The sequence below is a fragment of the Cellulomonas carbonis genome (assembly GCF_014636275.1).
In the GTDB taxonomy this organism is placed as follows: domain Bacteria; phylum Actinomycetota; class Actinomycetes; order Actinomycetales; family Cellulomonadaceae; genus Actinotalea; species Actinotalea carbonis.
Genome location: NZ_BMEB01000003.1, coordinates 476376 through 501388, shown reverse-complemented (window position 1 = coordinate 501388; position 25013 = coordinate 476376). Strand labels below are relative to the sequence as shown.

26 protein-coding genes are annotated in these 25013 nt (G+C 75.6%); 8 read left to right on the top strand and 18 right to left on the bottom strand.

Going from position 1 to position 25013, the window contains the following annotated elements:
• Positions 1-10: 10 nt before the first annotated feature.
• The 6 genes from IEV86_RS12380 to IEV86_RS12355 all read right to left on the bottom strand — a co-directional run bounded on the left by IEV86_RS12380 (position 11) and on the right by IEV86_RS12355 (position 6593).
• The gene (locus IEV86_RS12380; protein WP_043609327.1) at positions 11-1525 is read right to left on the bottom strand and encodes a PTS fructose transporter subunit IIC; all 1515 of its coding nucleotides are present in this window, start codon (positions 1523-1525) and stop codon (positions 11-13) included.
• On the bottom strand, positions 1522-1986 hold the full coding sequence (locus IEV86_RS12375; protein ID WP_043609330.1) for a PTS sugar transporter subunit IIA: 465 nt from the start codon (positions 1984-1986) through the stop codon (positions 1522-1524). Before IEV86_RS12375 ends, IEV86_RS12380 begins: the two co-directional genes overlap by 4 nt.
• Positions 1983-2963 carry a 1-phosphofructokinase family hexose kinase gene (locus IEV86_RS12370; RefSeq protein ID WP_043609334.1) on the bottom strand — a complete coding sequence of 327 codons (981 nt, stop codon included), beginning with the start codon at positions 2961-2963 and terminating at the stop codon, positions 1983-1985. The genes IEV86_RS12375 and IEV86_RS12370 overlap by 4 nt, the downstream gene beginning before the upstream one ends.
• Positions 2960-3718, bottom strand: coding sequence for a DeoR/GlpR family DNA-binding transcription regulator (locus IEV86_RS12365; protein ID WP_043609337.1), 759 nt, complete (start codon positions 3716-3718; stop codon positions 2960-2962). The genes IEV86_RS12370 and IEV86_RS12365 overlap by 4 nt, the downstream gene beginning before the upstream one ends.
• Positions 3719-4125: 407 nt before the next feature.
• Positions 4126-5244 (bottom strand): ScyD/ScyE family protein, encoded by a 1119-nt coding sequence (locus tag IEV86_RS12360; RefSeq protein WP_052426339.1) that lies wholly within the window; start codon positions 5242-5244, stop codon positions 4126-4128.
• A 224-nt stretch (positions 5245-5468) separates the two neighbouring features.
• The gene (locus IEV86_RS12355) at positions 5469-6593 is read right to left on the bottom strand and encodes a GuaB3 family IMP dehydrogenase-related protein (RefSeq protein WP_043607830.1); all 1125 of its coding nucleotides are present in this window, start codon (positions 6591-6593) and stop codon (positions 5469-5471) included.
• A 75-nt stretch (positions 6594-6668) separates the two neighbouring features.
• On the opposite strand from IEV86_RS12355, the gene IEV86_RS12350 reads away from it, so the two are divergent.
• Positions 6669-7394, top strand: a complete 726-nt coding sequence (locus IEV86_RS12350) for an exonuclease domain-containing protein (protein WP_043607810.1) — start codon at positions 6669-6671, stop codon at positions 7392-7394.
• Positions 7395-7424: 30 nt separating this feature from the next.
• On the opposite strand, the gene IEV86_RS12345 is transcribed toward IEV86_RS12350, so the two are convergent.
• The 4 genes from IEV86_RS12345 to IEV86_RS12330 all read right to left on the bottom strand — a co-directional run bounded on the left by IEV86_RS12345 (position 7425) and on the right by IEV86_RS12330 (position 11826).
• Positions 7425-8261, bottom strand: a complete 837-nt coding sequence (locus IEV86_RS12345; protein ID WP_043607812.1) for an inositol monophosphatase family protein — start codon at positions 8259-8261, stop codon at positions 7425-7427.
• Positions 8258-9790 carry an IMP dehydrogenase gene (gene guaB, locus IEV86_RS12340; RefSeq protein ID WP_043607813.1) on the bottom strand — a complete coding sequence of 511 codons (1533 nt, stop codon included), beginning with the start codon at positions 9788-9790 and terminating at the stop codon, positions 8258-8260. Before guaB ends, IEV86_RS12345 begins: the two co-directional genes overlap by 4 nt.
• Positions 9791-9833: 43 nt before the next feature.
• Entirely contained in the window at positions 9834-10475 is a 642-nt protein-coding gene (locus tag IEV86_RS12335) for a LuxR C-terminal-related transcriptional regulator (RefSeq protein WP_043607815.1), read from the bottom strand.
• 256 nt (positions 10476-10731) lie between these two features.
• Positions 10732-11826 carry a MerR family transcriptional regulator gene (locus IEV86_RS12330; protein ID WP_081978818.1) on the bottom strand — a complete coding sequence of 365 codons (1095 nt, stop codon included), beginning with the start codon at positions 11824-11826 and terminating at the stop codon, positions 10732-10734.
• A gap of 442 nt (positions 11827-12268) precedes the next feature.
• Between IEV86_RS12330 and IEV86_RS12325 the strand changes: the two genes are divergently transcribed.
• Complete coding sequence (locus IEV86_RS12325; RefSeq protein WP_043607831.1) at positions 12269-12559, top strand: WhiB family transcriptional regulator; 291 nt, start codon at positions 12269-12271, stop codon at positions 12557-12559.
• Positions 12560-12878: 319 nt separating this feature from the next.
• On the opposite strand, the gene groES is transcribed toward IEV86_RS12325, so the two are convergent.
• A complete protein-coding gene (gene groES, locus IEV86_RS12320) occupies positions 12879-13175 on the bottom strand; it encodes a co-chaperone GroES (protein WP_043607816.1) in 297 nt (98 codons plus the stop codon).
• A 205-nt stretch (positions 13176-13380) separates the two neighbouring features.
• On the opposite strand from groES, the gene IEV86_RS12315 reads away from it, so the two are divergent.
• From IEV86_RS12315 to IEV86_RS12305, 3 genes are all read left to right on the top strand, one after another.
• Entirely contained in the window at positions 13381-14568 is a 1188-nt protein-coding gene (locus tag IEV86_RS12315; protein ID WP_043607818.1) for a class I SAM-dependent methyltransferase, read from the top strand.
• Entirely contained in the window at positions 14568-15704 is a 1137-nt protein-coding gene (locus tag IEV86_RS12310; protein ID WP_043607819.1) for a glutamate--cysteine ligase, read from the top strand. The genes IEV86_RS12315 and IEV86_RS12310 overlap by 1 nt, the downstream gene beginning before the upstream one ends.
• A gap of 81 nt (positions 15705-15785) precedes the next feature.
• Positions 15786-16451, top strand: coding sequence for a hypothetical protein (locus tag IEV86_RS12305; RefSeq protein WP_043607820.1), 666 nt, complete (start codon positions 15786-15788; stop codon positions 16449-16451).
• Positions 16452-16463: 12 nt separating this feature from the next.
• Here IEV86_RS12305 and tsaD read toward each other — a convergent pair whose 3' ends face one another.
• Positions 16464-17528: a tRNA (adenosine(37)-N6)-threonylcarbamoyltransferase complex transferase subunit TsaD gene (tsaD, locus tag IEV86_RS12300; RefSeq protein WP_043607822.1), complete on the bottom strand. Its 1065-nt coding sequence runs from the start codon at positions 17526-17528 to the stop codon at positions 16464-16466.
• 95 nt (positions 17529-17623) lie between these two features.
• Between tsaD and IEV86_RS12295 the strand changes: the two genes are divergently transcribed.
• Together IEV86_RS12295 and IEV86_RS12290 are read left to right on the top strand one after the other, a co-directional pair.
• Positions 17624-17995 carry a PadR family transcriptional regulator gene (locus IEV86_RS12295; RefSeq protein WP_052426341.1) on the top strand — a complete coding sequence of 124 codons (372 nt, stop codon included), beginning with the start codon at positions 17624-17626 and terminating at the stop codon, positions 17993-17995.
• Complete coding sequence (locus tag IEV86_RS12290) at positions 17992-18495, top strand: HAAS signaling domain-containing protein (RefSeq protein WP_052426342.1); 504 nt, start codon at positions 17992-17994, stop codon at positions 18493-18495. Before IEV86_RS12295 ends, IEV86_RS12290 begins: the two co-directional genes overlap by 4 nt.
• Positions 18496-18613: 118 nt before the next feature.
• On the opposite strand, the gene rimI is transcribed toward IEV86_RS12290, so the two are convergent.
• The 6 genes from rimI to IEV86_RS12260 all read right to left on the bottom strand — a co-directional run bounded on the left by rimI (position 18614) and on the right by IEV86_RS12260 (position 23849).
• Positions 18614-19051 (bottom strand): ribosomal protein S18-alanine N-acetyltransferase, encoded by a 438-nt coding sequence (rimI, locus tag IEV86_RS12285; protein WP_043607823.1) that lies wholly within the window; start codon positions 19049-19051, stop codon positions 18614-18616.
• Entirely contained in the window at positions 19048-19734 is a 687-nt protein-coding gene (gene tsaB / locus IEV86_RS12280) for a tRNA (adenosine(37)-N6)-threonylcarbamoyltransferase complex dimerization subunit type 1 TsaB (RefSeq protein WP_229734623.1), read from the bottom strand. The genes rimI and tsaB overlap by 4 nt, the downstream gene beginning before the upstream one ends.
• Positions 19731-20258: a tRNA (adenosine(37)-N6)-threonylcarbamoyltransferase complex ATPase subunit type 1 TsaE gene (tsaE, locus tag IEV86_RS12275; protein WP_043607827.1), complete on the bottom strand. Its 528-nt coding sequence runs from the start codon at positions 20256-20258 to the stop codon at positions 19731-19733. The genes tsaB and tsaE overlap by 4 nt, the downstream gene beginning before the upstream one ends.
• Entirely contained in the window at positions 20255-21409 is a 1155-nt protein-coding gene (gene alr, locus IEV86_RS12270; RefSeq protein WP_052426343.1) for an alanine racemase, read from the bottom strand. The genes tsaE and alr overlap by 4 nt, the downstream gene beginning before the upstream one ends.
• A gap of 111 nt (positions 21410-21520) precedes the next feature.
• Entirely contained in the window at positions 21521-22228 is a 708-nt protein-coding gene (locus tag IEV86_RS12265; protein ID WP_229734622.1) for a nucleoside/nucleotide kinase family protein, read from the bottom strand.
• Entirely contained in the window at positions 22218-23849 is a 1632-nt protein-coding gene (locus tag IEV86_RS12260) for an NAD(P)H-hydrate epimerase (RefSeq protein ID WP_188484689.1), read from the bottom strand. The genes IEV86_RS12265 and IEV86_RS12260 overlap by 11 nt, the downstream gene beginning before the upstream one ends.
• A gap of 67 nt (positions 23850-23916) precedes the next feature.
• On the opposite strand from IEV86_RS12260, the gene IEV86_RS12255 reads away from it, so the two are divergent.
• On the top strand, positions 23917-24906 hold the full coding sequence (locus IEV86_RS12255; RefSeq protein WP_043608866.1) for an LLM class F420-dependent oxidoreductase: 990 nt from the start codon (positions 23917-23919) through the stop codon (positions 24904-24906).
• Positions 24907-25013 lie beyond the last annotated feature (107 nt).

Here is a 25013-nt window from a genome sequence, read left to right as displayed (position 1 = left end):
GGTCGGCCGCTCAGCGCGAGCCGGCGAGCGCAGCGACGCTCTCCGTCTCGTCCAGGACGTCCTCCTGCGGGCTCCGACCGATGTTCTTCGCGATGACGACCGCGAGCGCGCTGACGACCGTACCGGCGGCGAGCGCGAGCAGGAACAGCAGCGGGACGCTGATCAGGGGCGTGACCCAGATGCCGCCGTGCGGGGCGACGAGCCCGCTCCCCACCGCCATCGTCAGGCCGCCCGTGACCGCGCCGCCGATCATGAAGGACGGCAGCATGCGCAGCGGGTCCGCCGCCGCGAACGGGATCGCACCCTCGGAGATGAAGGACGCGCCCAGCAGCCAGGCGGACTTGCCCGACTCGCGCTCGGCCTCGGTGAACAGACGCCCGCGCACGGACGTCGCGAGGGCGATCGCGAGCGGCGGCACCATGCCGGCGGCCATCACTGCCGCCATGACGCGCGCCTCGGTCGCCGCGGCGTCTCCCGCGGCGTTCGCCAGGCCCGTCGTCGCGAACACGTAGGCGACCTTGTTGACCGGTCCGCCCAGGTCGAAGCACATCATGAGGCCGAGGATGATCCCGAGCGGCACGAGCGCCCCGCCCGTGAGCCCGTTGAGCCAGCTCGACAGCCCGTCGTTGATCGCCTTCATGGGCGGCCCGACGACGAGGAACGTCGCGATGCCGACGACGAGCGTCGTGACGAGCGGGATGACGACGACCGGCATGATGCCGCGGAACCCCTTGGGGACGGCACGGCGTGCCAGCCACAGGGCCACGAACCCCGCGATGAACCCGGTCGCGATGCCGCCGAGGAAGCCCGCGCCGACCAGGCCCGCGATCGCGCCGCCGACGAAGCCCGGCGCGATGCCCGGCCGGTCGGCGATGGCGTACGCGATGTACGCCGACAGCGCGGGCACGAGGAAGCCGAATGCCAGCGCGCCGGTCTGGAACAGCAGGACGGCCCAGTGCTCGAGGTTGGTCCACTGGAACGCGGTCCACAGCGTCTCGGCGGGGACCGCCGTGACCTCGATCGCGCCGTTCTCGGCCCACGCGACCGACGACAGCATGAACCCCAGCGCGATGAGGATGCCGCCCGCGGCGACGAACGGGAGCATGTACGACACGCCGGTCATGAGGTACTGGCGGATGCGGGTCCCGACACCGACCGTGCGGGTCGCCGGCGCGGCGGCGACGGGTGCGGGCGCGGCCCCCGACGACGGCGCGGGCGCGGCCTCGACCGCGGCGATCGCGGCGGCGAGCACGCCGGGTGCGTCGTGGACGGCCTTCTTCACGCCGACGTCCACGAACGGCTTGCCCGCGAAGCGCTCTCGGTTCTGGACCTCGAGGTCGGCGGCGTAGATGACGCCGTCGGCGGCCGCGATGACGGCGGGGTCGAGCGGCTGCGAGCCCGCCGCACCCTGCGTCTCGACGACGACCTCGTGGCCGGCGGCGCGGCCGGCCTGCTCGAGGGCCTCGGCGGCCATGTAGGTGTGCGCGATGCCCGTGGGGCACGAGGAGACGGCGACGAACTTCATGACGGGACGACCTCTCGGGTGACGATCGCGGCGACGGTCGCCGCGTCGGGCGCCTCGTGCAGCGAGGTGCGGAAGGACTCGTGGACCAGGCGCCGTGCGAGCGCGGCGAGGATCTGCAGGTGGTCGCTGCCCCCGGCGGCGGGTGCGGCGATGAGGAAGACGAGCGTGGCGGGGCCGTCGGGCGCCCCGAAGTCCACGCCGCCGGGCACCTTGGCGACGGCGAGGCTCGGGACCGTCACGTGCTCGGAGCGCGCGTGCGGCAGACCGATGCCGCCCGGCATGCCGGTCGCCATCTGCGCCTCGCGCGCCCGGACGTCGGCGAGGAACCCCTCGGCGTCGGTCACGCGCCCGGCCGCGACGAGCAGGTCGACGAGGCGCCGCGTGACGTCGTCGCGGTCGGCCGCCACGACGTCGACCGCGACGAGGTCGCGTGTGATCAGCGGGGTGGACGGGGTGGTCATCGGAGCTCCTCGAGGGCGAGTGACGGATCGGGTCGGTGCAGCACGCGGACGACGTCCTCATGGACGTCCTCGGGTGCCGGGACGGCGCTGCCGGGGCACAGGACCGCGGCGCGGCCCCACGCGACGGCCGTGCGCAGGCGGCGCGCGTGCCCGTCGTCGGCGTCCGCGGACGGGCCGGTCGACGGGTCGACGGACAGGAAGCCGGCGAGGGCGGTGTCCCCCGCGCCGACGGTCGAGAGCGGGACGACGGGCGGGCCGCCCGCCCACCAGTGGTCGTCGGGCGTGACGAGCAGCGCGCCGTGCGCGCCGAGGCTCACGAGCAGCTCGGCGACACCCGCCGCCTGCACCTGGCGCGCCGCGGCGACCACGTCGCCGACGGTCCGCAGCCGCGCCCGCACGAGCTCGGCGAGCTCGTCGTCGTTGGGCTTGAGCAGCGCGATGCCGCCCGCCGCGACGGCGTCGACCAGGGTCTGCCCGGACGTGTCGAGCACGAACGGGGTGCCACCCTCGGACGCGATCCGCGCGAGACGGGGGTACAGGTCCGCCGCGGCCCCGCCGGGCACGCTGCCCGCGGCGACGACGGCGCGCGGACGGAGGGCGACGAGCCGCTCGACCGCGTCGACCAGCGCGTCGACCTCGTCGGCCGTCAGCGCCGGGCCGCCCGCGTTGACCTTGGTCGTCACGCCGGCCGCGTCGACGAGCGTGACGTTGGTGCGCGTCTCCCCCGCGACCGGGACGCCGACCGCCTCGACGCCGACCTCCCGCAGCATCGCCACGAGGCGGTCCCCGACCGGTCCGCCCGCCGGCAGGACCGCCGTCGTCGGGACGCCGTGGCGCGCGAGCGCGCGGCTCACGTTGATGCCCTTGCCGCCCGCGTCGTGGTGCACCGACCGTGCGCGGTTGACCTGGCCGGTCACGAGCGCGTCGAGCTCGAACGTCCGGTCGAGGCTCGGGTTGGGCGTGACGGTGACGATCATGCGGTCACCACCCGGACGTGGCGCTCGAGGTCGCCGAGCAGCTCCGGGTCGACCCCGGTGTCCGTGATCAGCGTGTCGACCGTCGAGAGCGGCGCGACCTGCGCGAAGTCGACGCGGCCGAGCTTGGTGCGGTCGGCGAGCACGACGACGCGCTGCGCCGCCGCGGTGAGCGCGCGCTTGACGGCCGCCTCCGCCAGGTCCGGGGTCGTGAGCCCGTGCTCGACGGTCAGCCCGTTGGTCCCGAGGAACGCCACGTCGACGTGGATGTCGGCGAGCTGGCGCTGCGCCCAGTGGCCGACGGCGGCGAGCGTCCGGCCGCGGACCGTGCCGCCCACGAGGTGCAGCGTGATGCCCGGCCGCGTCGCGAGGATCGTCGCGACCGGCAGCGCGTGCGTGACGACGGTCAGCTCGCGGTCCGTCGGCAGCATCTCGGCGAGGCGCACCGTCGTCGTCCCCGCGTCGAGGAGGATCGAGCCCTCCTCGGGCAGCTCGTCGAGCGCGCGCTTGGCGATGCGCTCCTTCTCGGCCGCGTGGACGCTCTCGCGGTCGGCGATCCCCGGCTCGAAGCCCAGCCGCTCGACCGGGATCGCTCCGCCGTGCATGCGCCGGACGAGACCGAGGCGCTCGAGCGAGGTCAGGTCGCGGCGCACGGTCTCCGGCGTGACGTCGAGCTGCTCGGCGAGGTCCTTCACCTCGACCCGTCCCGCCTCGCGAGCGATCCCGAGGATCTGCTGCTGCCGCTCCGTCGCGTACACACCGGCTCCGTCCGATCGGCGGGGAGAGGCCTCTCCCCCGAGGGCGGCCCGTCACCGGCACCGCACCGTGTCCGTTTGCATGTTGCTTTGGCTTTGTTTAGTTCTGATTCTGCCCGGCGTCAAGACCTGCGAAGGGGGACGGAGGTCCCGGTCCGGCCGCGACGGCCGGCGGCCGACCGTCGAGCCCGCCACGTGACGGCCTCGTCCGCAGCCGCCCCTGCTCCACTGAACGCCCCTGGCGGCCTGGGCGCAATGGCCGGCACGGACCGCCGGGCGCGGGTGCCGCCGCGCCCTGCGGGGCGGGACCCGCGACGTCGGGGCGGGCACGCCGACGCCCCGCGACCCTCGGAGGGACGCGGGGCGTCGGCGGTGGTCGGGCGCCGCCCGGCGGGCCGGACGGCGCGCCGTCAGCTCGCCGGGCGGGCCGGCATCATCGTCACGATCGAGCCGTCGCCGAACGCGCCGGTCGCGACGTACAGACGTCCGCGCTGCCACTCGACGGCCGCCGGCTCGGTGAGCTCGGCCACCGTCCGGACCTCGCCCGTCCGCGTGATCGCCGAGAGCCGCCCGCCGAACAACTCGGTCACGTACACGGTCCCGTCGGGTGCGACGGCGAGGTCGGTCGCACCGAGGAACCCGCGGTGGACCAGGTCGACGTCGCCCGTGCGCGGGTCGACGGTGAACACGCCGCCGTTGGCCCCGAGGCTCCCGTCCTCGGGCCCGCCGGGCAGCGAGGACACGTAGAGCACCCCGTGCCGGCCGACCTCGACGTCCGTCGGGACCGGCTCGGCCCAGTACTCGAGCCCGACGACGCACGCGTCCAGCCCGAAGGACTCCGCGAAGCCTGCGGTGATCTCGATCGGGACGGGCGGGAGCACCGCCGCCGTGGAGACCTCGCCGTCGGCCGACACCGCGAGGACCGCGTTGGCGCCGGCGTCGGCGACGTACGTCGTCCCGCCGACCGTGACCGACGCGTAGGGGTTCGAGTCCACCTGGCCCGTGTACGGCAGGAGGAAGGGGGCGACCTCGGGCGGCAGGCTCGCCGCGCACTCCTCGGAGAGCCCCTGGATGCCGTACGTGTTGCCCTGGTCCGGGTTCGCGCCCGCCTCGTACGCGAGGACGTCGACGGTCTGCTCGGAGCCGTCGGCCGCGCGCCGGACGAGGACCGCGGACGTCACGACGAAGTCCTCGTCCGTCCGCTCGGCCCACGTCAGCGTGCCGCGGGAGTACGACACCGCGCCGACGCCCGCGCCCTCGGTCGCGACGAGGTCCGTGCGCTCACCCGTCCGCGAGACGCGCGTCACGAGCCCCGCGAAGGCCTGGCCGACGTACACCGTGCCGTCGGGCGTGACGTCGAAGGACAGCGGCCCGGCGAGACCGTCGACCACCGTCTGCGGGCTGCTCGCAGCGTGCGCCGGGGGGATGCCGGGGGGTGGGTCCGCCGCGGCGGAGGTGGCGCCGGCGAGCAGCAGCGCGGCGGCTGCGGTCGTGGCGGCAGTGGCTGACGTGGGTCGCAGGTGCCTCATCGTTCTCCTCCTCGAGAACTGAGCCGGCCACCCAGGGGGTTGGGTGACCGATCCGACCCACTGTGTCCGGATGATCACGGTATGTCCATGGTTCGGCCCGGCCGGCCTGACGCCGCGCACGGAGCCCGCCCCGGCGCCCAGCACGACGCCCCGCCGTCCGGCAGGACGACGGGGCGGGTGTGGTGTGCAGCGGCTGCCCGACGGGGGTGAGCCGCGGCCGCGGCTCAGCGCGGCTGGTAGGGCGAGACGACGACCTCGACGCGCTGGAACTCCTTGAGGTCCGAGTACCCCGTCGTCGCGAGCGCGCGGCGCAGCGCACCGACGAGGTTGAGCGTCCCGTCGGCCTGACGGCCCGGCCCGAAGAGGATCTCCTCGAGCGTCCCCGCGGTGCCGACCTCGACGCGCTCGCCGCGCGGCAGCTGCGGGTGGTGCGCCTCGGGACCCCAGTGCCAGCCCTGCCCCGGCGCCTCGGCGGCCCGCGCGAGCGCGGCCCCGAGCATCACGGCGTCGGCGCCGCACGCGACGGCCTTGACGAGGTCCCCGGACCGCCCGACGCCGCCGTCGGCGATCACGTGGACGTAGCGGCCGCCCGACTCGTCGAGGTAGTCGCGCCGCGCCGCGGCGACGTCGGCGACCGCGGTCGCCATCGGGGCGTGGATGCCGAGCGTCGTCCGGGTCGTGTGCGCGGCGCCGCCGCCGAAGCCCACGAGGACGCCCGCGGCACCCGTCCGCATGAGGTGCAGGGCCGCGGTGTACGTCGAGGCGCCGCCGACGACGACGGGCACGTCGAGCTCGTAGATGAACCGCTTGAGGTTGAGCGGCTCCGCGACGCCGGAGACGTGCTCGGCCGAGACCGTCGTCCCGCGGATGACGAACAGGTCGACGCCCGCGTCGACCACCGTGCGCCACAGCTGCTGCGTCCGCTGCGGCGAGAGCGCACCGGCGACCGTGACGCCCGCGTCACGGACCTCCTTGAGCCGCTCGGTGATGAGCTCCGGCTGGATCGGCGCCGCGTAGATGTCCTGCATGCGTGCCGTCGCGACGTCGGGCGCCAGGTCCGCGATCTCGTCGAGCAGCGGGGTCGGGTCCTCGTACCGCGTCCACAGGCCCTCGAGGTCGAGCACGCCCAGCCCGCCCAGCCGGCCGACCGCGATCGCCGTCGCGGGGCTCATGACCGAGTCCATCGGCGCGGCGACGATCGGCAGGTCGAAGTGGTACGCGTCGATCTGCCAGGCCGTCGACACCTCCTCCGGGTCGCGCGTGCGGCGCGAGGGCACCACGGCCACGTCGTCGAAGGAGTACGCGCGACGACCGCGCTTGCCACGGCCGATCTCGATCTCGTTGCTCACGCGCACAGGCTACCGGCGCGGCACCACCGGCCTGTCGGTGCCCGCTGGCACAGTGCGGGCGACGGAGGTGGTCGCATGGGCTGGGTCGACGGGCCGGTCATGGGGTTCGACACGGAGACGACGGGGGTCGACGTCGGCACGGACCGCATCGTCACGGCGGCGCTCGTGCACCGTGAGGGGACGACGACGACGGTCACGTCCTGGCTCATCGACCCGGGTGTCGAGATCCCCGAGGCGGCCGCCGCGATCCACGGGATCACGACGGACCACGCGCGGCGTCACGGCCGTCCGCCGCGCGGTGCGCTCGACCAGATCGCGGGGATGCTCGCCGACGCGCTGCTGCGCGGGGAGCCGGTCGTCGCCTTCAACGCGTCGTTCGACCTCTCGCTGCTCGACGCCGAGCTGCGTCGCCACGCCCTCCCGACGCTCGCCGACCGCATCGCGCGCGACGTCCGCGTGGTCCTCGACCCGCTCGTGCTGGACCGCGCGTTCGACCGCTACCGCCGCGGCAAGCGCCGCCTCGGCGACCTGTGCGCGCACTACGAGGTCGAGCAGGAGGACAGGCTGCACACCGCCGACGTCGACGTCCGGGCGACCCTGGACGTGCTCGGCGCCCTCGCACGCTGCTTCCCCGAGCTCGCCGAGACCGACCTCGACGTCCTGCACGAGCGCCAGGTCGCCGCGCACCGCCGCTGGGCTGCGGGGTACAACCTCTGGCGCGCCGAGCAGGGCCTGCCGGGTCCCGGCGCCGAGGGCTCGTGGCCCATGCGCGTCCTCGAGGACGTGCTCGTCGGGGCCTGAGCGACGGCGCTCACCGGGGCGTGGTGCCGCTCAGCCGAGGAGGTCGGCGGTCAGCACGTCCTGCACGGTGCGCCACGTCGCCTCGTCCGCCGCGGCGATGAGTGGCCCGCCGCGCCCGACGGCGAGGTAGTCCTCCCCCGTCGGGGCGCGCGAGACGCCGCCCACCTCGCGCACGATCACGGCGCCCGGTGCGTGGTCCCACGGCGACGTGCGCCAGTAGCACAGGAAGTCCCGCTCACCCGAGGCGAGCCGCGAGTACTCCCACCCCGACCAGAGCCGCTGCGGCGTCGTCGCGCCGCCCGCGATGCGCGGGCACGCCGCCTCCACGCGCTCCCGGACGTCGGCGCCCATCCCCCACACCGCGACGGCGCCGCGCAGCGCCTCGGGGTCGGGTGCCGGGCGCGAGAGGCGCAACCCGTCGACCCAGGCCCCCGCCCCGCGCTCGGCCGCGTAGGTCCGACCGTGCGCCGGCAGGCAGATGACGCCCACGACCGGCGTGCCCCGCTCGACGAGCGCGACCATGACGGCGTGGTCGGGTGAGCCCTCGACGAACGCGCGCGTCCCGTCGAGCGGGTCGACGACCCACGCGCGCGGCGCCCCCGTCAGCGCGCGGAGCACCGAGGGGTCGGCGGCCGAGGCCTCCTCACCGACCACCGGGACGCCCGGCAGGATCCGGTCGAGACCCTCGGCGAGCGCCGCCTCGGCCTCGGTGTCGACGACCGTCACGACGTCGTCCACGCCCTTGGCGGCCACGTCACCCGCGGCGAGCGCGCGGAAGCGCGGCGACACGATGCGCGCGGCGACGCCCTCGACGAGCGCGACCACCGCGTCGACGTCGACGCCCGTCCCCCCTGCCGCCCGCGTCAACGGCGCGACGCGTAGTTGGGCGCCTCGACCGTCATCTGGATGTCGTGCGGGTGGGACTCCTTGAGCCCGGCCGCCGTGATCCGGACGAACCGGCCGCGGCTCTGCAGCTCGGGGATGGTGCGGGCACCGACGTAGAACATGGACTGCTGCAGCCCGCCGACGAGCTGGTGCGCGACCGCGCGAAGCGGCCCGCGGTACGGGACCTGGCCCTCGATGCCCTCGGGGACGATCTTCTCGTCGCTCGCGACGTCGGCCTGGAAGTAGCGGTCCTTGGAGTACGAGACGCGCCCGCGCGAGGCCATCGCGCCGAGCGAGCCCATGCCGCGGTAGTGCTTGTACTGCTTGCCGTTGACGAACACGAGGTCGCCCGGGCTCTCGTCGCACCCGGCGAGCAGCGAGCCGAGCATCACGGTGTCCGCGCCGGCGACGAGCGCCTTGGCGATGTCGCCCGAGTACTGCAGGCCGCCGTCGCCGATCACCGGGACACCCGCGGGACGGCACGCCTTGGCCGCCTCGTGGATCGCGGTCACCTGCGGGACGCCGACGCCCGCGACGACGCGCGTCGTGCAGATCGACCCCGGTCCGACGCCGACCTTGACCGCGTCCGCACCGGCGTCCACGAGCGCCTGGGCGCCCGCACGCGTCGCGACGTTGCCGCCGACCACCTCGACGCCGCGCGCCGCCGGGTCCGTCTTGAGGCGGTGGATCATCGCGAGCATCGCCTGCGCGTGCCCGTGCGCGGTGTCCACCACGAGGACGTCCACGCCCGCGTCGACGAGCGCCATCGCCCGCTCCCACGCGTCGCCGTAGAAGCCGACGCCCGCGGCGACGCGCAGCCGGCCCTCGGCGTCCTTGGTCGCGTCGGGGTACTGCTCGGACTTCACGAAGTCCTTGACGGTGATGAGGCCCGCGAGCCGACCCGCGTCGTCGACGAGCGGGAGCTTCTCGACCTTGTGCTTCGCCAGCAGCGCTGCCGCGTCGTCGTTGCTGATCCCCACCGGGCCCGTGACGAGCGGCATGCGGGTCATGACCTCGTGCACGCGCAGCGACGCGAAGTCCGCGGGCGGGACGAACCGCAGGTCGCGGTTGGTGATGATGCCGAGCAGGCGGCGGTCCTCGTCGACGACCGGGAGGCCCGAGACGCGGTAGACGCCGCACAGCTCGTCGAGCTCGGCGAGCGTCGCGTCGGGGCGGATCGTGACCGGGTCGGTCACCATGCCCGACTCCGAGCGCTTGACGAGCGTGACCTGGTGCGCCTGGTCCTCGATCGACAGGTTCCGGTGCAGCACGCCGATGCCGCCCTGGCGCGCCATCGCGATCGCCATGCGCGCCTCGGTGACGGTGTCCATCGCGGCCGACAGCAGCGGCACCGCGACCGAGACGCCCTTGGTCAGCCGCGCCGTGGTGTCGACCTCGGAGGGGATGACGTCGCTCTCACCGGGCAGCAGCAGGACGTCGTCGTACGTCAGGCCCAGGAGGGCGAAGGGGTCTGCGGGGGCGTCGGGGGTGACGGGCTCGGGCGCGCTCACCCGGCGATAGTACGTGCCCGCCCGGGACGGCCGGGGCGGGCGTTCAGCGGATGAGGCCCTTGCGGAGGCCGATCGCGACGGCCTGCGCGCGGTCGGACGCACCGAGCTTGCGGAACAGGCGGCGCGCGTGGGTCTTCACGGTGTCCTCGGACAGGAAGAGCTCCGCGCCGATCTGCGCGTTCGACCGTCCGTGGCTCATGCCCGCGAGCACCTCGAGCTCGCGCTTGGTGAGCTCGACGCCGTCGGCGGCGGCCGGCCGCTCGGGCCGCGCGGGGGCACGCTCGGCCTGCTGCGGGGGGCCCGCCTGCTGGGGGACGACGGACGCGGACAGGCTGTGCGCCGCGACCGCCGCGAGCTCGCTGCGGTCGACGTCGGGGGCGAGGTAGCCGCGCGCACCGAGCGCGACCGCGCGGTCGAGCGTGATCTCGTCGCCCGGGACGGCGAGCATGATGACGACGGGGTTGGTGCCGAGCGCGCGCAGCCGGCGCATCGCCTCGATGGGACCCGTGCCCGGCAGGTGCGCGTCGAGCAGCACGAGGCCCGGGCTCGCGCGGCGGGCCAGGGCGACGAGCTCCTCCGCGGTCGCGGCGGCTCGGGCCGGCGCCAGCGCCGAGATCCCATGGGCGGCGGCCACGATGCGCTCTCGCACGCTCGAGGAGCCGTGGCACACGATGACGCCTGCCATCGGCCCTCCTTCCTCACAGCACCGGCCGCAGCCGGGGCGCGGGCCCTCGCCGCGCAGGGATCTCATCGACAGCCACGACCACCGGCGTGAGTCCTCGACGCGGGTGAACTGACGCGGATCGACCGACTCGTCCGGTGAACGCACGACTTGTCCGGACGAGGGTGCCCGACGGCGGCGGTGCCGTCCGGCTGCCGTCGGCGCCGGACGGGCCCCGTCGGGCGCCGACCGGGTGCCGCCCGGGCGCCGGCCGACGAGGTCAGGTCACCGTCGCGAGGAGCTCGTGGAGCGTACCGGTGAGCGTCCGGATGCGGTGGACGGTCGCGGCGACGGGCAGGTCGAGGCCCTGCACCCCGTCCCCGTGCACGAAGACCGGCACGTCCTCGTCGGCCTCGACGACGCTGCGGACGGCCTCGACGGCTGCGGGCCGGTCCGCCTCGTCGGGGCCCACCTGCACGAGGACGGCGTCGGGCCGGAGCCGGGAGAGCGCCTCGACCGCGGCGCGCGGGCTCGACGACGACAGGACGCGCACGCGCACGCCGCGCTCCTGCAGCGCGGTCGCGACGACGTGGACGAGCAGCTCCGTGCCACGGCCGGCGCTGAGCGCGAGGACCGTCGCGCGGTCGTCGAGCGCGGGCGTGCGGGCGGCCGACGCGGCGGCGCGGCTGCGCAGCTCGGCGAACGCGGCGGCGGTCAGCGCGGGCGCCGCGTGCTCGCCCGGACCCTCGAGGGTCACGCGTCCGACGAGCGTCCGCAGCGCCGGGTCGACGAGGTCGGTCCACCACGCGACGGGGTCCCGCGGGTGGACGCGCGAGAGCATCCACCGGACGGCGGCGTTGTCGAAGTGGCCCGCGGCCGCGACGAGCGCGGGAGGGTCGGCGGCCATCGGCACCGCGTCGGTGTAGGCGTCGACGACCTGGCTCACCGAGGGTCCGCGCGGCCCCGCACCGGCGACCGCGTCCGACGCCGGGTCGGCGGACAGCGCGGCGCGCGCGGCCTCGGCAGGGGCGACACCCTCGAGCGTCAGCCGGCGCATCACGAGGAGCCGCGACACGTCGGTCGCGGAGTAGCGACGGTGTGCGCCCGCGAGGTGCTCGGACGGACCCAGCCCGTAGCGGCGGTCCCAGGTGCGCAGCGTCGCCGGGGCGACACCGAGCCGACGGGCGACCGCGGCGACGGTCAGGGAGGGGCCGGACGCGGCGGGTTCCGTCTCGACACCTCCTCGGGCTGGTCCCCCGGGCTCCGGAGCGACGGTCAACGGCACGGCGGGGCGCCGGGCTGGGGCGTCCGGGTCGGGTCCCGGACGGTCGGGCGGACGGCGGGCCTGCGCCCCGGCAGACCCTGACCTGGCCATGGAGCGATTCTGCCCGGGAACTGGCGCGATCCGCCACTTCACGGACGCGTCGGCGCGCCGCGGTCGCGCCGACTGGCGCGGTCCAGGAACGTCACGGCGGTGCGGGGCGACCGTGCGACCGCTCCGGCGCTCTCCCCCGGGGACGTCCGGCCGACGCGGCTCCGGTCGGGCCCATCGGGCGCCCCGCACCACGGACGCAGGACGGTCCTTGTTCACGGGATCGGGCAAACGCGTCACGACCGCGCCATCCGGGCGCGGCGACCGAGTGGGGCCTTCGTCCCTGGCCCAGGAGCGCAGCACTCACCCGAACGACTCCGAAGAACTGTGAATGAGGGGGTTGACCAACTTCTGACTCGGTTCTAGGTTGGGCACAGCGCGCGGCGCCCCGGACGGAACGGACCGGGCGGGCGCCGACCACCAGCTCGACACGCAGGAGGACGACATGACCGAGATCTCGCGGCTCCCCGGCCCGGTGATGGACCTCTGGGAGTGGCAGTACGAGGGCAAGTGCCGCGAGGCCGACCCCACGCTGTTCTTCCACCCGGAGGGTGAGCGGGGCTCGGCGCGTCGTCGTCGGGCGGAGGCCGCCAAGGCCGTCTGCGCGACCTGCCCGGTCATCGACGCCTGCCGCGAGCACTCGCTCGCCGTCCGCGAGCCCTACGGCGTGTGGGGCGGCCTCTCGGAGGAGGAGCGCACCGCGGTCCTCGCGCAGCGCCTCCGCAAGGCGGGCTGACCCTCCGGTTCCCCGACGGAGCCCCGTGCACCCCGGTGCGCGGGGCTCCGTCGCGTCCGGGCGCACCCGGACGCCGCGGGGCCGGCACCAGCACCGGCACCGGCACCGGCACCTGTGCGGACCCGGTCGGCCGCAGGACGACCGTTCGACTCCGCACGACGGCCCTTGCGACGACATCCGCTCCCAGGCCCGGGTCGCGACGCACCCCGGGGACGACGACGCACCCCGGGGACGACGACGCACCCCGGGGACGACGAAGCCCCGCACACCGAGGGTGTGCGGGGCCGTCCTGCGCCGGCTGGGCCGGCTGGTCGTGAGCTCAGCGCTCGACGACCGCCAGGATGTCGCGCGCCGAGAGGATCAGGTACTCCTCGCCGGAGTACTTGACCTCGGTGCCGCCGTACTTGCTGTAGATGACGGTGTCACCGACGGCGACGTCGAGCGGGATGCGCTGACCGTTGTCGTCGACACGCCCGGGACCGACAGCGAGGACCTCGCCCTCCTGCGGCTTCTCCTTGGCGGTGTCCGGGATGACCAGGCCGGAGGCGGTCGTCTGCTCTGCCTCGAGCGTGCGGACGACGACGCGGTCCTCGAGCGGCTTGATGGAGACCGACACAGCGGACCTCCCCTTCGCATTCGTGGGAACGGACGGATGTTCGTGGCAGTGCGTGCTGAGGACGACCGTCGTCGCGGGTGCCGGGCGTCGTCTGCCGTTGCTGCGCTGGTGGCACGGGTGCCGACTCAGAATCTAGGCGCGGCGTTAGCACTCGGTCAACCTGAGTGCCAGACCGTGCGGCGTGGCACCGTGCGAGGATCGACGCGTGGATCCCGCCGCCCTGTCGCTGCTGCTCAGCCCCGAGGGATGGGCGCTCCTCGGCGCGCTCCCGCCCTACGACGAGGACCGCGCGATGGCCGTCTCCGAGCGGCTGCGGCGCGAGGGCGTCGACCCGGCGCTCGTGGCCGCGGCACTCACCCAGTCGCGGCTGCGCACGCGGGCCCGGGCGAAGTTCTCCGACTTCGCCGACGGCATGCTCTTCACGCCCGAGGGCCTCGAGCAGGCGACGCGCCTGACCGTGGCGGCGCGGCACGCCCAGCGGTACGCGGTCGCGGGCTGCGAGCGCGTCGCCGACCTCACCTGCGGGCTCGGCGGCGACGCGATGGCGATGGCCGCCCTGGGCCTGCGGGTGCTCGCGACCGACGTCGACGAGCTCACCGCGGCGCTCGCGACCGTCAACCTCCGGCACTTCCCCGACGCGGAGGTGCGGCACGGCGACGGGCTCGCCCTGGACCTCACGGCGGAGGGTGTCGACGGCGTCTTCGCCGACCCCGCCCGGCGCACGGCCGGCGGCCGCCGCAGGCACGACCCCGCGTCGTACGCGCCGCCGCTCGACGACGTGCTCGCCGTCCGCGCGGAGGTCCCGGCGCTGGGCGTCAAGGTCGGCCCGGCGATCCCCCACGACCTCGTGCCCGCCGACGCCGAGGCGCAGTGGGTGAGCGTCGACGGCGACGTCGTCGAGGCGGGGCTCTGGTTCGGACCGCTCGCCCCCGAGGGGCCCGGTCACAGCGCGCTGCTCCTCGGCGAGGGTGGCGCGACGACCGTACGCACGCCCGACGGCGGGCTCGACGCCCCCGACGTGGGCCGCGTCGGCGCCTACCTGCACGAGCCCGACGGCGCGGTCATCAGGGCGGGCCTGGTCGCCATGGTCGCCGAGCAGGTGCACGGGCGGCTCGTCGACCCCACCATTGCCTACGTGACCTCGGACAGCCTCGTGGCGACGCCCCTCGCCACCAGCTACCGCGTGCTCGACGTCATGCCCTTCGGCGTCAAGCGCCTCCGCACCGCGCTGCGCGAGCGCGGCGTCGGACGGCTGACGATCAAGAAGCGCGGCACCGCCGTCGTGCCCGAGCAGCTGCGCAAGCAGCTCGACCTGCGCGGCGAGGTCGACGCGACGGTGGTCCTCACGCGCGTCGCCGGCGCGCAGAGCGCGATCCTCGTGGAGCGTGTCTGATGCAGATCCCGTTCGCGGAGTCCGAGCGGTCGACCCTCGGCGTGGAGTGGGAGCTCGCGCTCGTCGACGCCGACAGCGGCGACCTGCGCCAGGTCGCGCAGACGGTCCTCGACGCCGTCGCGCCGGACGACGGCGACGAGCACCCGACGATCAAGCAGGAGCTGCTCCTCAACACGGTCGAGATCGTCACGGGGGTGTGCCGCACGGTCTCCGAGGCCGGCGCGGACCTCCAGCGGAGCATCGACGAGATCCGCGCGGTCACCGACCCCCTGCGCGTCGAGCTCATGTGCGCGGGGACGCACCCCTTCGCCCGCTGGAGCAACCAGCGCGTGACCGACAAGCAGCGGTACGCCACGCTCATCGACCGCACGCAGTGGTGGGGCCGGCAGATGCTCATCTACGGCGTCCACGTGCACGTCGGCATCGAGCGGCGCGACAAGGTGCTGCCGATCCTCCGCGCGATGCTCACGTGCTACCCGCACCTGCAGGCGCTGTCCGCGTCGTCGCCCTTCTGGGGCGGCAAGGACACCGGCTACGCGTCCAACCGCGCGCTCATGTTCCAGCAGCTGCCGACGGCGGGCCTGCCGTTCCAGTTCGACCGCTGGCAGGACCTCGAGCGGTACACCGCGGACATGATGCACACGGGCGTCATCGACCAGTTCGACGAGATCCGCTGGGACCTGCGCCCCTCGCCGCGTCTGGGCACGCTCGAGATGCGCATCTGCGACGGCGCGTCGAACCTCGCCGAGGTGTCCGCGTTCGCCGCGCTCACGCACTGCCTCGTCGAGCACTTCTCGACGATGCTGGACGAGGGCCGCGAGACGCCCGCGCTGCCCCCGTGGTTCGCGCAGGAGAACAAGTGGCGCTCCGCGCGCTACGGCATGGACGCGATCATCATCACGAGCGCGCGCGGCGACGAGGAGCTCGTGACGGACGCCGTCGAGAAGCTGCTCACCGAGCTCGAGCCGACCGCCGAGCGGCTGCGGTGCTCCGACGAGCTGGACGGCATCCGGACGATCCTGCGCAAGGGCGCCTCCTACCAGCGCCAGCGCGCCGTGGCCCGCCGCAACGGTGGCGAGCTCGACGCCGTCGTGAACGCCCTCGTCGCGGAGATGCGGGCCGGCCGGCCGCTCTGACGGCCGGGCGGCGGTCGTCCCACGCACGGGCGACCCCCTCGGCCCTTGCGGCGGACGGGCCGGGTCCGGGAGGCTCCGGCCGTGGACGACGACGCCGCGGGTGCGGTCTCGCAGGAGCTCCCCGCAGGACCCACCGGCTCGCGGGCCGACGCCGCTGGGCGGCGCCCTCGCCGGACGCTCGTCGGGACGGCCGCCCTCGCCGTCGTCGTCGTCGGGTGGCTCGCGCTGGGGTTCTCGCCGCGCCTCGCGCCCGGGCCGTTCTCCGCCACCCCGGCCGGCTGGGAGACGGATACGACCGCGTCAGGCGGCCTGCCGGGCGAGGAGGCCTGGCGCTTCATCGACCCGGGACCCGACGGAGCGTCGTTCACCGTGAGCTGGACGAACACCGGTCTCTTCCCGGTGCGCGTGTCCGCGGTGGCCGACCAGTCGCTCGTCGTGCGCACCGAGCTCGTGCGGGCCGAGCGGTGGACGAGCGTGCCGCCGCCGAGGGACCCCGACGGCGCGCCGCACGACGTCGTCGTCATCGCGCCCGGCGAGGCCGTCGCGGTCAGCGCGACGATCGCGATCCCGTGCGTCCACATGACAGCGGGCTCAGCCCTCGGCGTGTCGGCCGTCGTGCTCGAGGCGGGCAGCCTGGGGCTCCACCGGCGGGTCGAGCTGGAGCTTCCGGCGACGATGTGGCTCGAGTCCTCCACGGACCGGACGTGCGACGACGGCGGTGCGGGCCTGTCCGAGCCGGGGCGGTGACGCCTCAGCCCCTCAGCGCCCGACGACGACCTGCGTGAGCGGCATCGACGAGTCGACCGCGAGGTCGAGGGGCGACGCCGGGACGCCGCGGCGCACCGCCGCGGCGCCGACGGCCGCGATCATCGCCCCGTTGTCGGTGCAGTACCGCACCGGCGGGATCCGCAGGGTGATGCCGGCCTCGGCGCAGCGCTGCGCGGCGAGCTCGCGCAGCTGCGAGTTGGCGGAGAACCCGCCGCCGACGACCAGCGTGTCGACGCCGTGCCGCCGGCACGCGGCGATCGTCTTGGCGGTCAGGACGTCCGCGACGGACGCCGCGAAGGACGCCGCGACGTCGGCGACGGGGACGGGCTCCCCGGCGTCCTCGCGCGCCTCGACCCAGCGCGCCACGGCGGTCTTGAGCCCCGAGAACGAGAAGTCGTCGGCATGCCGCGCCTGGTCCTTGGGGGCGGTGAGCCCGCGCGGGAAGCGGATCGCGGTGGGGTCGCCCTCGCGCGCGAGGCGGTCGACGTGCGGACCACCCGGGTACGGCAGGCCGAGCAGGCGGCCCACCTTGTCGAAGGCCTCCCCCGCGGCGTCGTCGAGCGTGTGGCCGAGCTCGGTCACGCCGTCGACGGCGTCGTCCACGAGCAGGAGCGACGAGTGGCCGCCCGAGACGACGAGAGCCATCACGCGGTCGGGGAACAGCCCGTGCACGAGCTCGTCGACGACGACGTGGCCGATGACGTGGTTGACGCCGTAGAGCGGTCGGTCGAGCGCGACCGCGAGCGCCTTGGCCGCGGACGCGCCGACCGTGAGCGGCCCGACGAGCCCGGGGCCCGCCGTCACCGCGACCGCGTCGACGTCCGCGAGCGTGACGCCCGCGTCGTCGAGGGCACGGCGGAGCGTGGGCACCATCGCCTCGAGGTGGGCGCGCGACGCGATCTCGGGGATGATCCCGCCGAACCGCGCGTGCTCGTCGACCGAGCTCGCGACCGCGTCGGAGAGCAGCTCGCTCGCGTCGTCGGTCGCACGGACGACCGCGACACCGGTCTCGTCGCACGAGGACTCGATGCCGAGGACGAGGGCGGCGGAAGGCATGGGGACAGCGTAGGAGCCGCTCGGAGGACGTCGCGCCGCGGGGACGACGTCGCCAGGTACTTGGCGATACCGAGTACCTGGCGTAGCTTCGCCGCATGACGGAAACGCGGGACCCCCAGCTGCTCAGGGGCGTCCTGCCCATGCTGGTCCTGCGGCTGCTCGCGGGGCAGGAGTCCTACGGCTGGGAGCTCGTCACCCGGCTGCGGGACGCGGGCCTCGCGGACATCAGCGCGGGGACCGTCTACCCCGTGCTCAGCCGGCTCGAGCGCGAGGGGCAGGTCGCGTCGCGCCTCGTCGCGTCGACGTCGGGACCCGCACGGAAGTACTACACGCCGACCGACGCCGGCCGGGCCGCCCTCGCGCGCGCCGAGTCGGCCTGGGCGGACCTCGTGCACGTCGTCGCCGGCGTGCTCGACCACCACGACGGGACCGCCGTCCCGTCGCACGCACCCGAGGGGGACCGATGACCAGCACCGGGCGAGCCGACCGCATCCGGCTCGAGTGGTATCTCGCACGCCTGTCGTGGGCGCTCCAGGACTACCCGGGCCGCCGTCGGCGCGAGGTGATCCGTCAGCTGCGCTCGGACACGCTGGCCGCGGCCGCCGAGGTCGGGATGGCCGAGGCTCTGCGCGACCTGGGGCACCCCGTCGCGCTCGCCGAGGGCTACGTCACCGAGCTCGGGCGGCGCCTCCCCCGCTACACGTCCGGCGCGGTCGCCGCGGCGCTCGCCGTCGGTGCTCTGGTGTACCTGTCCCTCGCGTACGCCGCGGGGACCATCGACACGCTCGAGGCGCTCGGCGGCGGCTCCGTCACGACGCACCCCCTCGGCGGCGAGGTGACCTTCACGGCGCTCGACGGCGAGCTGTCCGTCGCGTCGAGCCTGTCGTGGCAGGGCGGGCTGCTGCACGCCGCGGTGGGCGCAGTCGCGTTCGTGCTCGTCGGGCGCCTGTGGCGGCTCCTGGGCTGAGCGCCTCGCCTCGCCCCCGTGCCGGGCGCCCGCGAGCGGTTCGTCGGCGACCCGGCCGCGCGCGAGCACCTCGCGCGCCGACGTCGCACGGACGGTCTGACGACGACGCGCCCGGCCCTCAGAGCGCGAGGCGCATCGTGAACGCGTCGACGTCCTCGGGCTGGTAGTACCGCCGACGGCGGCCGAGCACCTCGAACCCGTGGCGCTCGTACAGCGTGATCGCCGCGTCGTTGTCGACGCGCACCTCGAGCAGGACCGCCGACGCGCCGAGGTCCCGCGCGGTGTCCACGACCCAGGCGAGCAGCGACGTCCCGATCCCCCGCCGCTGCGCGGCAGGGTCGACGCCGATCGTCATGACCTGCGCGACGTCGCCGTCGAACCACAGGCCCGCGTAGCCGACGAGCACCCCGTCGGCGTCCACGCCCGCGTACGCGCGGCCGGGGGCGCCGAGCTCCTCGGTGAGCATGCCGAGCGTCCACGCCGACGCGCCGAACAGGACGTGCTCGAGCTCGACGAGCCGCGGCAGGTCGGCCGTGGCGAGCGCGCGGACGGTCATGCCGTCGCCCGCTTGCGCCCCCCGGCCGGCGTCACGTCCGGGCGCCGCAGGTACAGCGGCTCGGCGGGCTGGTCGACCCCGGCCGCCGCGCGGTCGAGCGCGAGGCGGGCGAGCAGCACGGGATCCACCTCGACGGGTGCACCGTCCCCGGGAGGCAGCACGTCCGCGTAGAGGTGGGCGCCGGCCCCCACGACGACCGCGCCGCCGACGACGACGTCCGCGGGGCGCTGCACCTCGGGACCCTGGACGAGGTGGACGCCGTCGTCGGTGACCGCGTAACGCGCGACGTACACCTCACGGCGCCGCGCGTCGGTCACCACGAGGACCTCGTCCCCCGCCCGGGCGACGTCCCGCGCCGCGAGCGCCACCGCGTCCAGGCTCGGCACGCCGTGCACGGGCAGCCCGAGCGCAAACGCGAACGTCCTCGCCGTCACGAGGCCCGCGCGCAGGCCCGTGAAGGGTGCGGGACCGGTGCCCGCGACCACCGCGGTCAGCGCGCGGCGGTCGGCGCCCGCGTCCGCGAGCGCCTCGAGGACCAGTGGTGCGAGGAGCTCGGCGTGGTGGCGCTGCTCGGCGAGCCGGCGCCGCGCGAGGGGTTCGCCGTCCGGCCCGACGACGGCGACGGCGAGGTCGGCGGACGTGTCCAGGGCGAGCAGCACGCCGTCCATCCTCGCAGGACTCACGCGGACGGGACGACGGGGAGCGGCACGCCGTCCCAGCGCGCGCCGACGCCGCGCAGGGTCACGTGGCGCACGCCGACGTCGGCCTGCTCGAGGTCGGCCCCGCCTGCGCCGCCGCCGAGCGGCATCTCCCCGTGGGGACGCTCGATGGTCACCTCGAGCCTGTCCTCGGACAGCACCTCGGCGAGCCCGGCGCCCCACTCGACGAGCGTGACCGAGTCCTCGAGGCTCTCGTCCAGGTCGAGCGCGTCGAGCTCGTCGAGCGAGCCGAGCCGGTACGCGTCGACGTGCACGAGCGCGGGGCCACCCGTCGTCGACGGGTGCACGCGGGCGATGACGAACGTCGGCGACGACACCTGGCCCCGGACGCCGAGACCCTCGCCGACCCCCTGCGCGAACGTCGTCTTGCCCGCGCCGAGCGGACCGGTCAGGACGACGAGGTCCCCCGCGCGCAGCAGCCCCGCGAGCCCGCGCGCGTAGGCGCGCGTCGCGTCGGCGTCCAGCAGGTCGACGCGCACGGACGTCACGGCGCCTCCCCCACGTACGTCCGCGGCACGCGCGCGCCCAGCCGCGTGACGATCTCGTAGGAGATGGTGCCCGCGGCACGCGCCCAGTCCTCCGCGGTCGGCTCGCCGTCGCGCCCCGGGCCGAACAGCACCACCGTGTCGCCCGCGGTCTCGGTCGCGCCCGGTCCGAGGTCCACCACGACCTGGTCCATGCAGACGCGGCCGGCCACGCCGAGACGTCGGCCGCCGACCTGGAGCGGTCCGCCGGGTACGGTGTCGTCACCCGACGCGTGCCGCGGGACGCCGTCGCCGTAACCGAGCGGCACGACGCCGAGCACCGTCCGCTCGGTGGTCGTGTAGGCGTGCGCGTAGGAGACGCCCTGCCCCACGTCGACCTCCTTGACGAGCGCGAGCTCGGCCTCGACGCGCATCGCGGGCACGAGCCCGTAGTCCTCGGGCCCCCCGAGCTGCGGTACGGGTGACAGGCCGTACACCGCGAGGCCCGGGCGCACGAGGTCGAGGTGCACCGACGGGTCGGTGAGCGTCGCCGCCGAGTTCGCGAGGTGGCGCACCTCGAGCCGCGCGCCCATCCCCTCCACGAGCCGCACCGCGTCGGCGAACACCTCGGCCTGGCGGCGCACCGTGGGGTGGTCGGGCGCGTCGGCCCACGCGAGGTGGGACCACAGCCCGACGACGCGGCACACACCCTCGGCCTCGGCGCGCAGGGCGGCGTCGACGAGGGCCCCGAGCTCGCCCGGCATGACGCCGTTGCGGCCGAGGCCCGTGTCGACCTTGACGTGGACCCGCGCCGTCCGGCCCGTCGCCCGGGCGCCGGCGAGCACCTCCTCGAGCGCCCACGGCGCCGCGACCGACAGGTCGACGCCCGCCCCGACCGCCTCGGCGAGCGGAGCACCCGGCGCGTACAGCCAGGCGAGCACAGGCGCCTCGATCCCGGCGGCCCTCAGCGCGAGCGCCTCCGAGACCTGCGCCGTCCCGAGCCACGTCGCACCACCGGCCAGCGCGGCGCGTGCGCTGGGGACCAGGCCGTGGCCGTAGGCGTCGGCCTTGACGACCGCGAGGACCGCCGCGGCCCGCGCGTGGTCGGCGAGCGCGGCCACGTTGGCGCGGATCGCTGCGAGGTCGACGACGGCACGTGCCGGGTAGTGGCTCACGGCGGCCAGTCTCGCACCGAGCGCGCCGTCGGCCGCGCCGGACGCCGCGTTCCGACCCCGGCGTGGCGGACCCCGCGCTGACGGCTCGACCGGGCGGCGCGGGCCTCGGGCTCAGCCGAGCCGCACGACGACGTCCGCGCGGCCCCGTCCGGCGGCGACGAGCCGCGCGTCGCGCTCGTCCGAGCGGAGCACCCAGTCCCGCGTGGCGGCCGGATCCTTGCCGAACGCGACGTGTCGCGCGACGAGGCGGGCGACCCGCACGTCGTCGGTCAGGTCCAGGTACCAGCTCTCGTCGAGCAGCCCCCGCACGTCCGCCCCCGGCCCGTCGTCGTGCAGCAGGTAGTTGCCCTCGACGACGACGAGCCGGTCCTCCGGCTCGACCGGCACCGCGCCCGCGACGGGCTCCTCGATCGCGCGGTCGAACAGCGGGAGGTGGACCGTCGGCGTGCCCGGACGCTGCTCGCGCACGCGCCGCAGCGCCGCGACGAAGGCCGGGGCGTCGAACGTGTCCGGTGCGCCCTTGCGGTCCGCGCGGCCCAGCCGCTCGAGCTCGGACTGGACGAGGTGGAAGCCGTCCATCGGCACGAGCACGGACGCGACCCCGGCCGCACGCGCCTCGTCCACGACGCGCTCGGCGAGCGTCGACTTACCCGCACCCGGCGGCCCGGCGATGCCCAGCACCACCCGATCGTCCGCCGGGAGCCACTCCGCCGACGCGACCACCCGGCGCACCGCCGCGTCGGCGTCGAGGACGGTCACCCCGGCGGCAGCCGGCACGCTCGTGTTCACGGGCGCCGCCGTCGCCTCGTCAGCGCGCACGCCCACCGCCGGCGAGCAGGTCCGCGATCGTCCCCGGGAGAGCGCGCGCGACGTCGCCCGCGGTGACGGGCCCGCCCGGGCACGCACGGTGCGCGGCCCGCCCGTGCACGAGGGCCGCGAGCGCCGCCGACACGGCGACCTCGTCGTCCGCGCGCGCCGGGTCGCCGCCCGCGCGGCCACCCGGCCCGCCTCGCGCGCCCGCCCGGCCGGCGAGCACCGCACCCAGCACGCCCGCGAGCACGTCACCCGCACCCGCCGTCGCGAGCCAGGCGGGGGCGTCCGCCTGCGACCAGGTCCCGCCAGGTCCGACGACGACCGTCACGGCGCCCTTGAGCAGCACCGTCGCCCCCGTCGCCTCGTGCGCGGCGCGCGCGTGCCGCAGGGGCTCAGCGTCGACGTCGTCGCGCGACACCTCCGTGCCGCGCGACGAGAGGAGGCGCGCGAGCTCGCCCGCGTGCGGTGTGAGGACGACGCGCGGCGGGACCCGGTCCGGCAGGAGCGCGAGCGCACCCGCGTCGACGACGACGGGCACGCGACCCTCGGGCCGGCCGGCCGCACCGAGCCGCTCGAGCACGCTCCGGGCACGCGCCGCCTGCTCCTCGTCGGCGGGGTCGAGGCCCGGCCCGAGGACCCACGCCTGCACGCGCACGTCGGTGTCCCCACCCGTGACGACCTCGGGGTGCGCCGCGAGGACGGCGTCGCGCACCCGGTCCGGACCGACGTACCGGACCATGCCGCAGCCGGCGCCCTGCGCCCCCGCGACCGTGAGCACCGCCGCACCGGGGTACGTCGAGGTGCCCGCCACGACGCCGACGACGCCGCGGGTGTACTTGTGCGCCGTGCGCCCGGGCACGGGCCACAGGCCCGGTACGTCGTCGGCGACGAGCCGACGCACCGCCGCGTCGGCGGCGAGGGTCGCCGCGAGCCCGAGGTCGACGAGCTCGAGCTCACCCGCCAGGGCCGCGGCCGGCGGCAGCAGCAGCCCCGGCTTGGCCGTCCCGAACGTGACGGTGCGGTCGGCGCGCAGCACGGGACCGGGGACCGTCCCGTCGTCCACCCCGATGCCCGACGGGACGTCGACCGCGACCACCTCGGGGAGCAGCGCGTCGGCCCGCTTACCCGTCCCCGCGAGCTCCCGGTCGAGCAGCTCGCCCAGCAGCCGCACGAGCTCGGCGGCGGGCTCGCGCAGCGGTCCGCGCGCGCCGATCCCGAGCAGCCCGTCGAGGACCACGTCCGCCGCGACCGCCTCCGCCAGCGCGTCACCGACCCACACCCGCCGTCCCGGGGCGCCGTCGACGAGGGCGAGCACCGTCGCCCCGCGGTCGGTGAGCGCAGCCAGGCCGCCGCCGTGGACCTCCGCCGAGGTGAGGACCGCGACGCAGCGCACGCCCCGCCCGGCGAGGTGCGCGAGCGCGTGCAGCGCGTCGCCGCCGTTGTTGCCGGGACCCACGAGCGCGACGACGGTGCTGCCGACCACGCGGCCGCGACGCACGACGAGGCGTCGGCGGACCGTCCCCGCGAGCGCCGTCGCCGCCCGGTCCATGAGGCCGCCGGAGAAGGCGCGCTCCTGCGCGAGCAGGGGCTCCTCGGCGGCGCGGACGTCGCGTGCGGCGTGGGCCATGATCACGCTCCCATCCTGCCGTGACCGTGCCCGGCACGCCGCCCGGGAGGCGGTTAGGTTGAGGCCCATGCGCTTCGGACTCTTCATCCCGCAGGGCTGGCGGATGGACCTCGCCGGCATCGACCCCTCCCAGCACTGGGCCACCATGAACGGCCTCGCACAGCACGCCGACGGCGGCGACGTGTGGGAGTCCATCTGGGTGTACGACCACTTCCACACCGTCCCCGAGCCCACCGAGGACGCCACGCACGAGGCGTGGACCCTCATGGCCGCCTACGCCGCGTCCACCTCGCGCGTCCGCCTCGGCCAGATGTGCACGTGCATGGCCTACCGCAACCCCGCGTACCTCGCGAAGGTCGCCGCGACGACGGACCTCATCAGCGGCGGGCGCGTCGAGATGGGCATCGGGGCCGGCTGGTACGAGCACGAGTGGCGCGCGTACGGGTACGGCTTCCCGCGTGCCGGCGAGCGCATCGCCGCGCTCGAGGAGGGCGTCGAGATCATGCGCCAGGCCTGGGAGACCGGCTACGCGACGCTCGACGGCACGTACTACCAGGTCGACGGTGCGCGCGTGTTCCCGCTGCCGGCCCAGCCCGGCGGGATCCCCTTCTGGATCGCGGGCGGCGGCGAGAAGAAGACGCTGCGCATCGCGGCCAAGTACGCGCAGTACACGAACTTCGACGGCAGCCCGGAGGGCTTCGCCCACAAGTCCGAGGTCCTGCGGGGGCACTGCAGCGACCTCGGGCGGGACTTCGACGCGATCGTCCGGTCCGCCAACTACAACGTCGTCATCGGCCGCGACGCCGCCGAGGTCGAGGAGCGGTTCCGCTGGTACGAGGACCACTTCGGGCGCACGGTGCCGGCCAAGGCCGAGGAGACGGTCCAGGGCCTGCGCAACGGTCCGCTCGTCGGCACGCCCGAGCAGCTCGTCGAGAAGCTCACCGAGCTCCGCGGGCTCGGGATGACGTACGCGATCACGTACTTCGCCGAGGCGGCGTACGACCGGTCGGGCATCGAGCTCTTCGAGCGTGAGGTCGCGCCCGCGCTGATGGGCTGAGCCGCGAGCGCGACGGGGCGGGGTGCGATGCGCACCCCGCCCCGTCGTCGTCCCGCAGTGCCCTGCCTGGCCGCCGACCGGCGGACCGGGTCCCGCTCCACGGCTGC

Bases quoted from the DNA above. Each gene is read 5' to 3' on its own strand.
- IEV86_RS12255 (WP_043608866.1), top strand. From the start codon at position 23,917: ATGCGCTTCGGACTCTTCATCCCGCAGGGCTGGCGGATGGACCTCGCC.
- IEV86_RS12370 (WP_043609334.1), bottom strand. From the start codon at position 2,963: ATGATCGTCACCGTCACGCCCAACCCGAGCCTCGACCGGACGTTCGAG.
- IEV86_RS12330 (WP_081978818.1), bottom strand. From the start codon at position 11,826: ATGGCCAGGTCAGGGTCTGCCGGGGCGCAGGCCCGCCGTCCGCCCGAC.
- IEV86_RS12290 (WP_052426342.1), top strand. From the start codon at position 17,992: ATGACCAGCACCGGGCGAGCCGACCGCATCCGGCTCGAGTGGTATCTC.
- IEV86_RS12335 (WP_043607815.1), bottom strand. From the start codon at position 10,475: ATGGCAGGCGTCATCGTGTGCCACGGCTCCTCGAGCGTGCGAGAGCGC.
- IEV86_RS12375 (WP_043609330.1), bottom strand. From the start codon at position 1,986: ATGACCACCCCGTCCACCCCGCTGATCACACGCGACCTCGTCGCGGTC.
- IEV86_RS12325 (WP_043607831.1), top strand. From the start codon at position 12,269: ATGACCGAGATCTCGCGGCTCCCCGGCCCGGTGATGGACCTCTGGGAG.
- IEV86_RS12295 (WP_052426341.1), top strand. From the start codon at position 17,624: ATGACGGAAACGCGGGACCCCCAGCTGCTCAGGGGCGTCCTGCCCATG.
- IEV86_RS12360 (WP_052426339.1), bottom strand. From the start codon at position 5,244: ATGAGGCACCTGCGACCCACGTCAGCCACTGCCGCCACGACCGCAGCC.
- IEV86_RS12310 (WP_043607819.1), top strand. From the start codon at position 14,568: ATGCAGATCCCGTTCGCGGAGTCCGAGCGGTCGACCCTCGGCGTGGAG.
- IEV86_RS12260 (WP_188484689.1), bottom strand. From the start codon at position 23,849: ATGGCCCACGCCGCACGCGACGTCCGCGCCGCCGAGGAGCCCCTGCTC.
- IEV86_RS12350 (WP_043607810.1), top strand. From the start codon at position 6,669: ATGGGCTGGGTCGACGGGCCGGTCATGGGGTTCGACACGGAGACGACG.
- rimI (WP_043607823.1), bottom strand. From the start codon at position 19,051: ATGACCGTCCGCGCGCTCGCCACGGCCGACCTGCCGCGGCTCGTCGAG.
- tsaD (WP_043607822.1), bottom strand. From the start codon at position 17,528: ATGCCTTCCGCCGCCCTCGTCCTCGGCATCGAGTCCTCGTGCGACGAG.
- IEV86_RS12380 (WP_043609327.1), bottom strand. From the start codon at position 1,525: ATGAAGTTCGTCGCCGTCTCCTCGTGCCCCACGGGCATCGCGCACACC.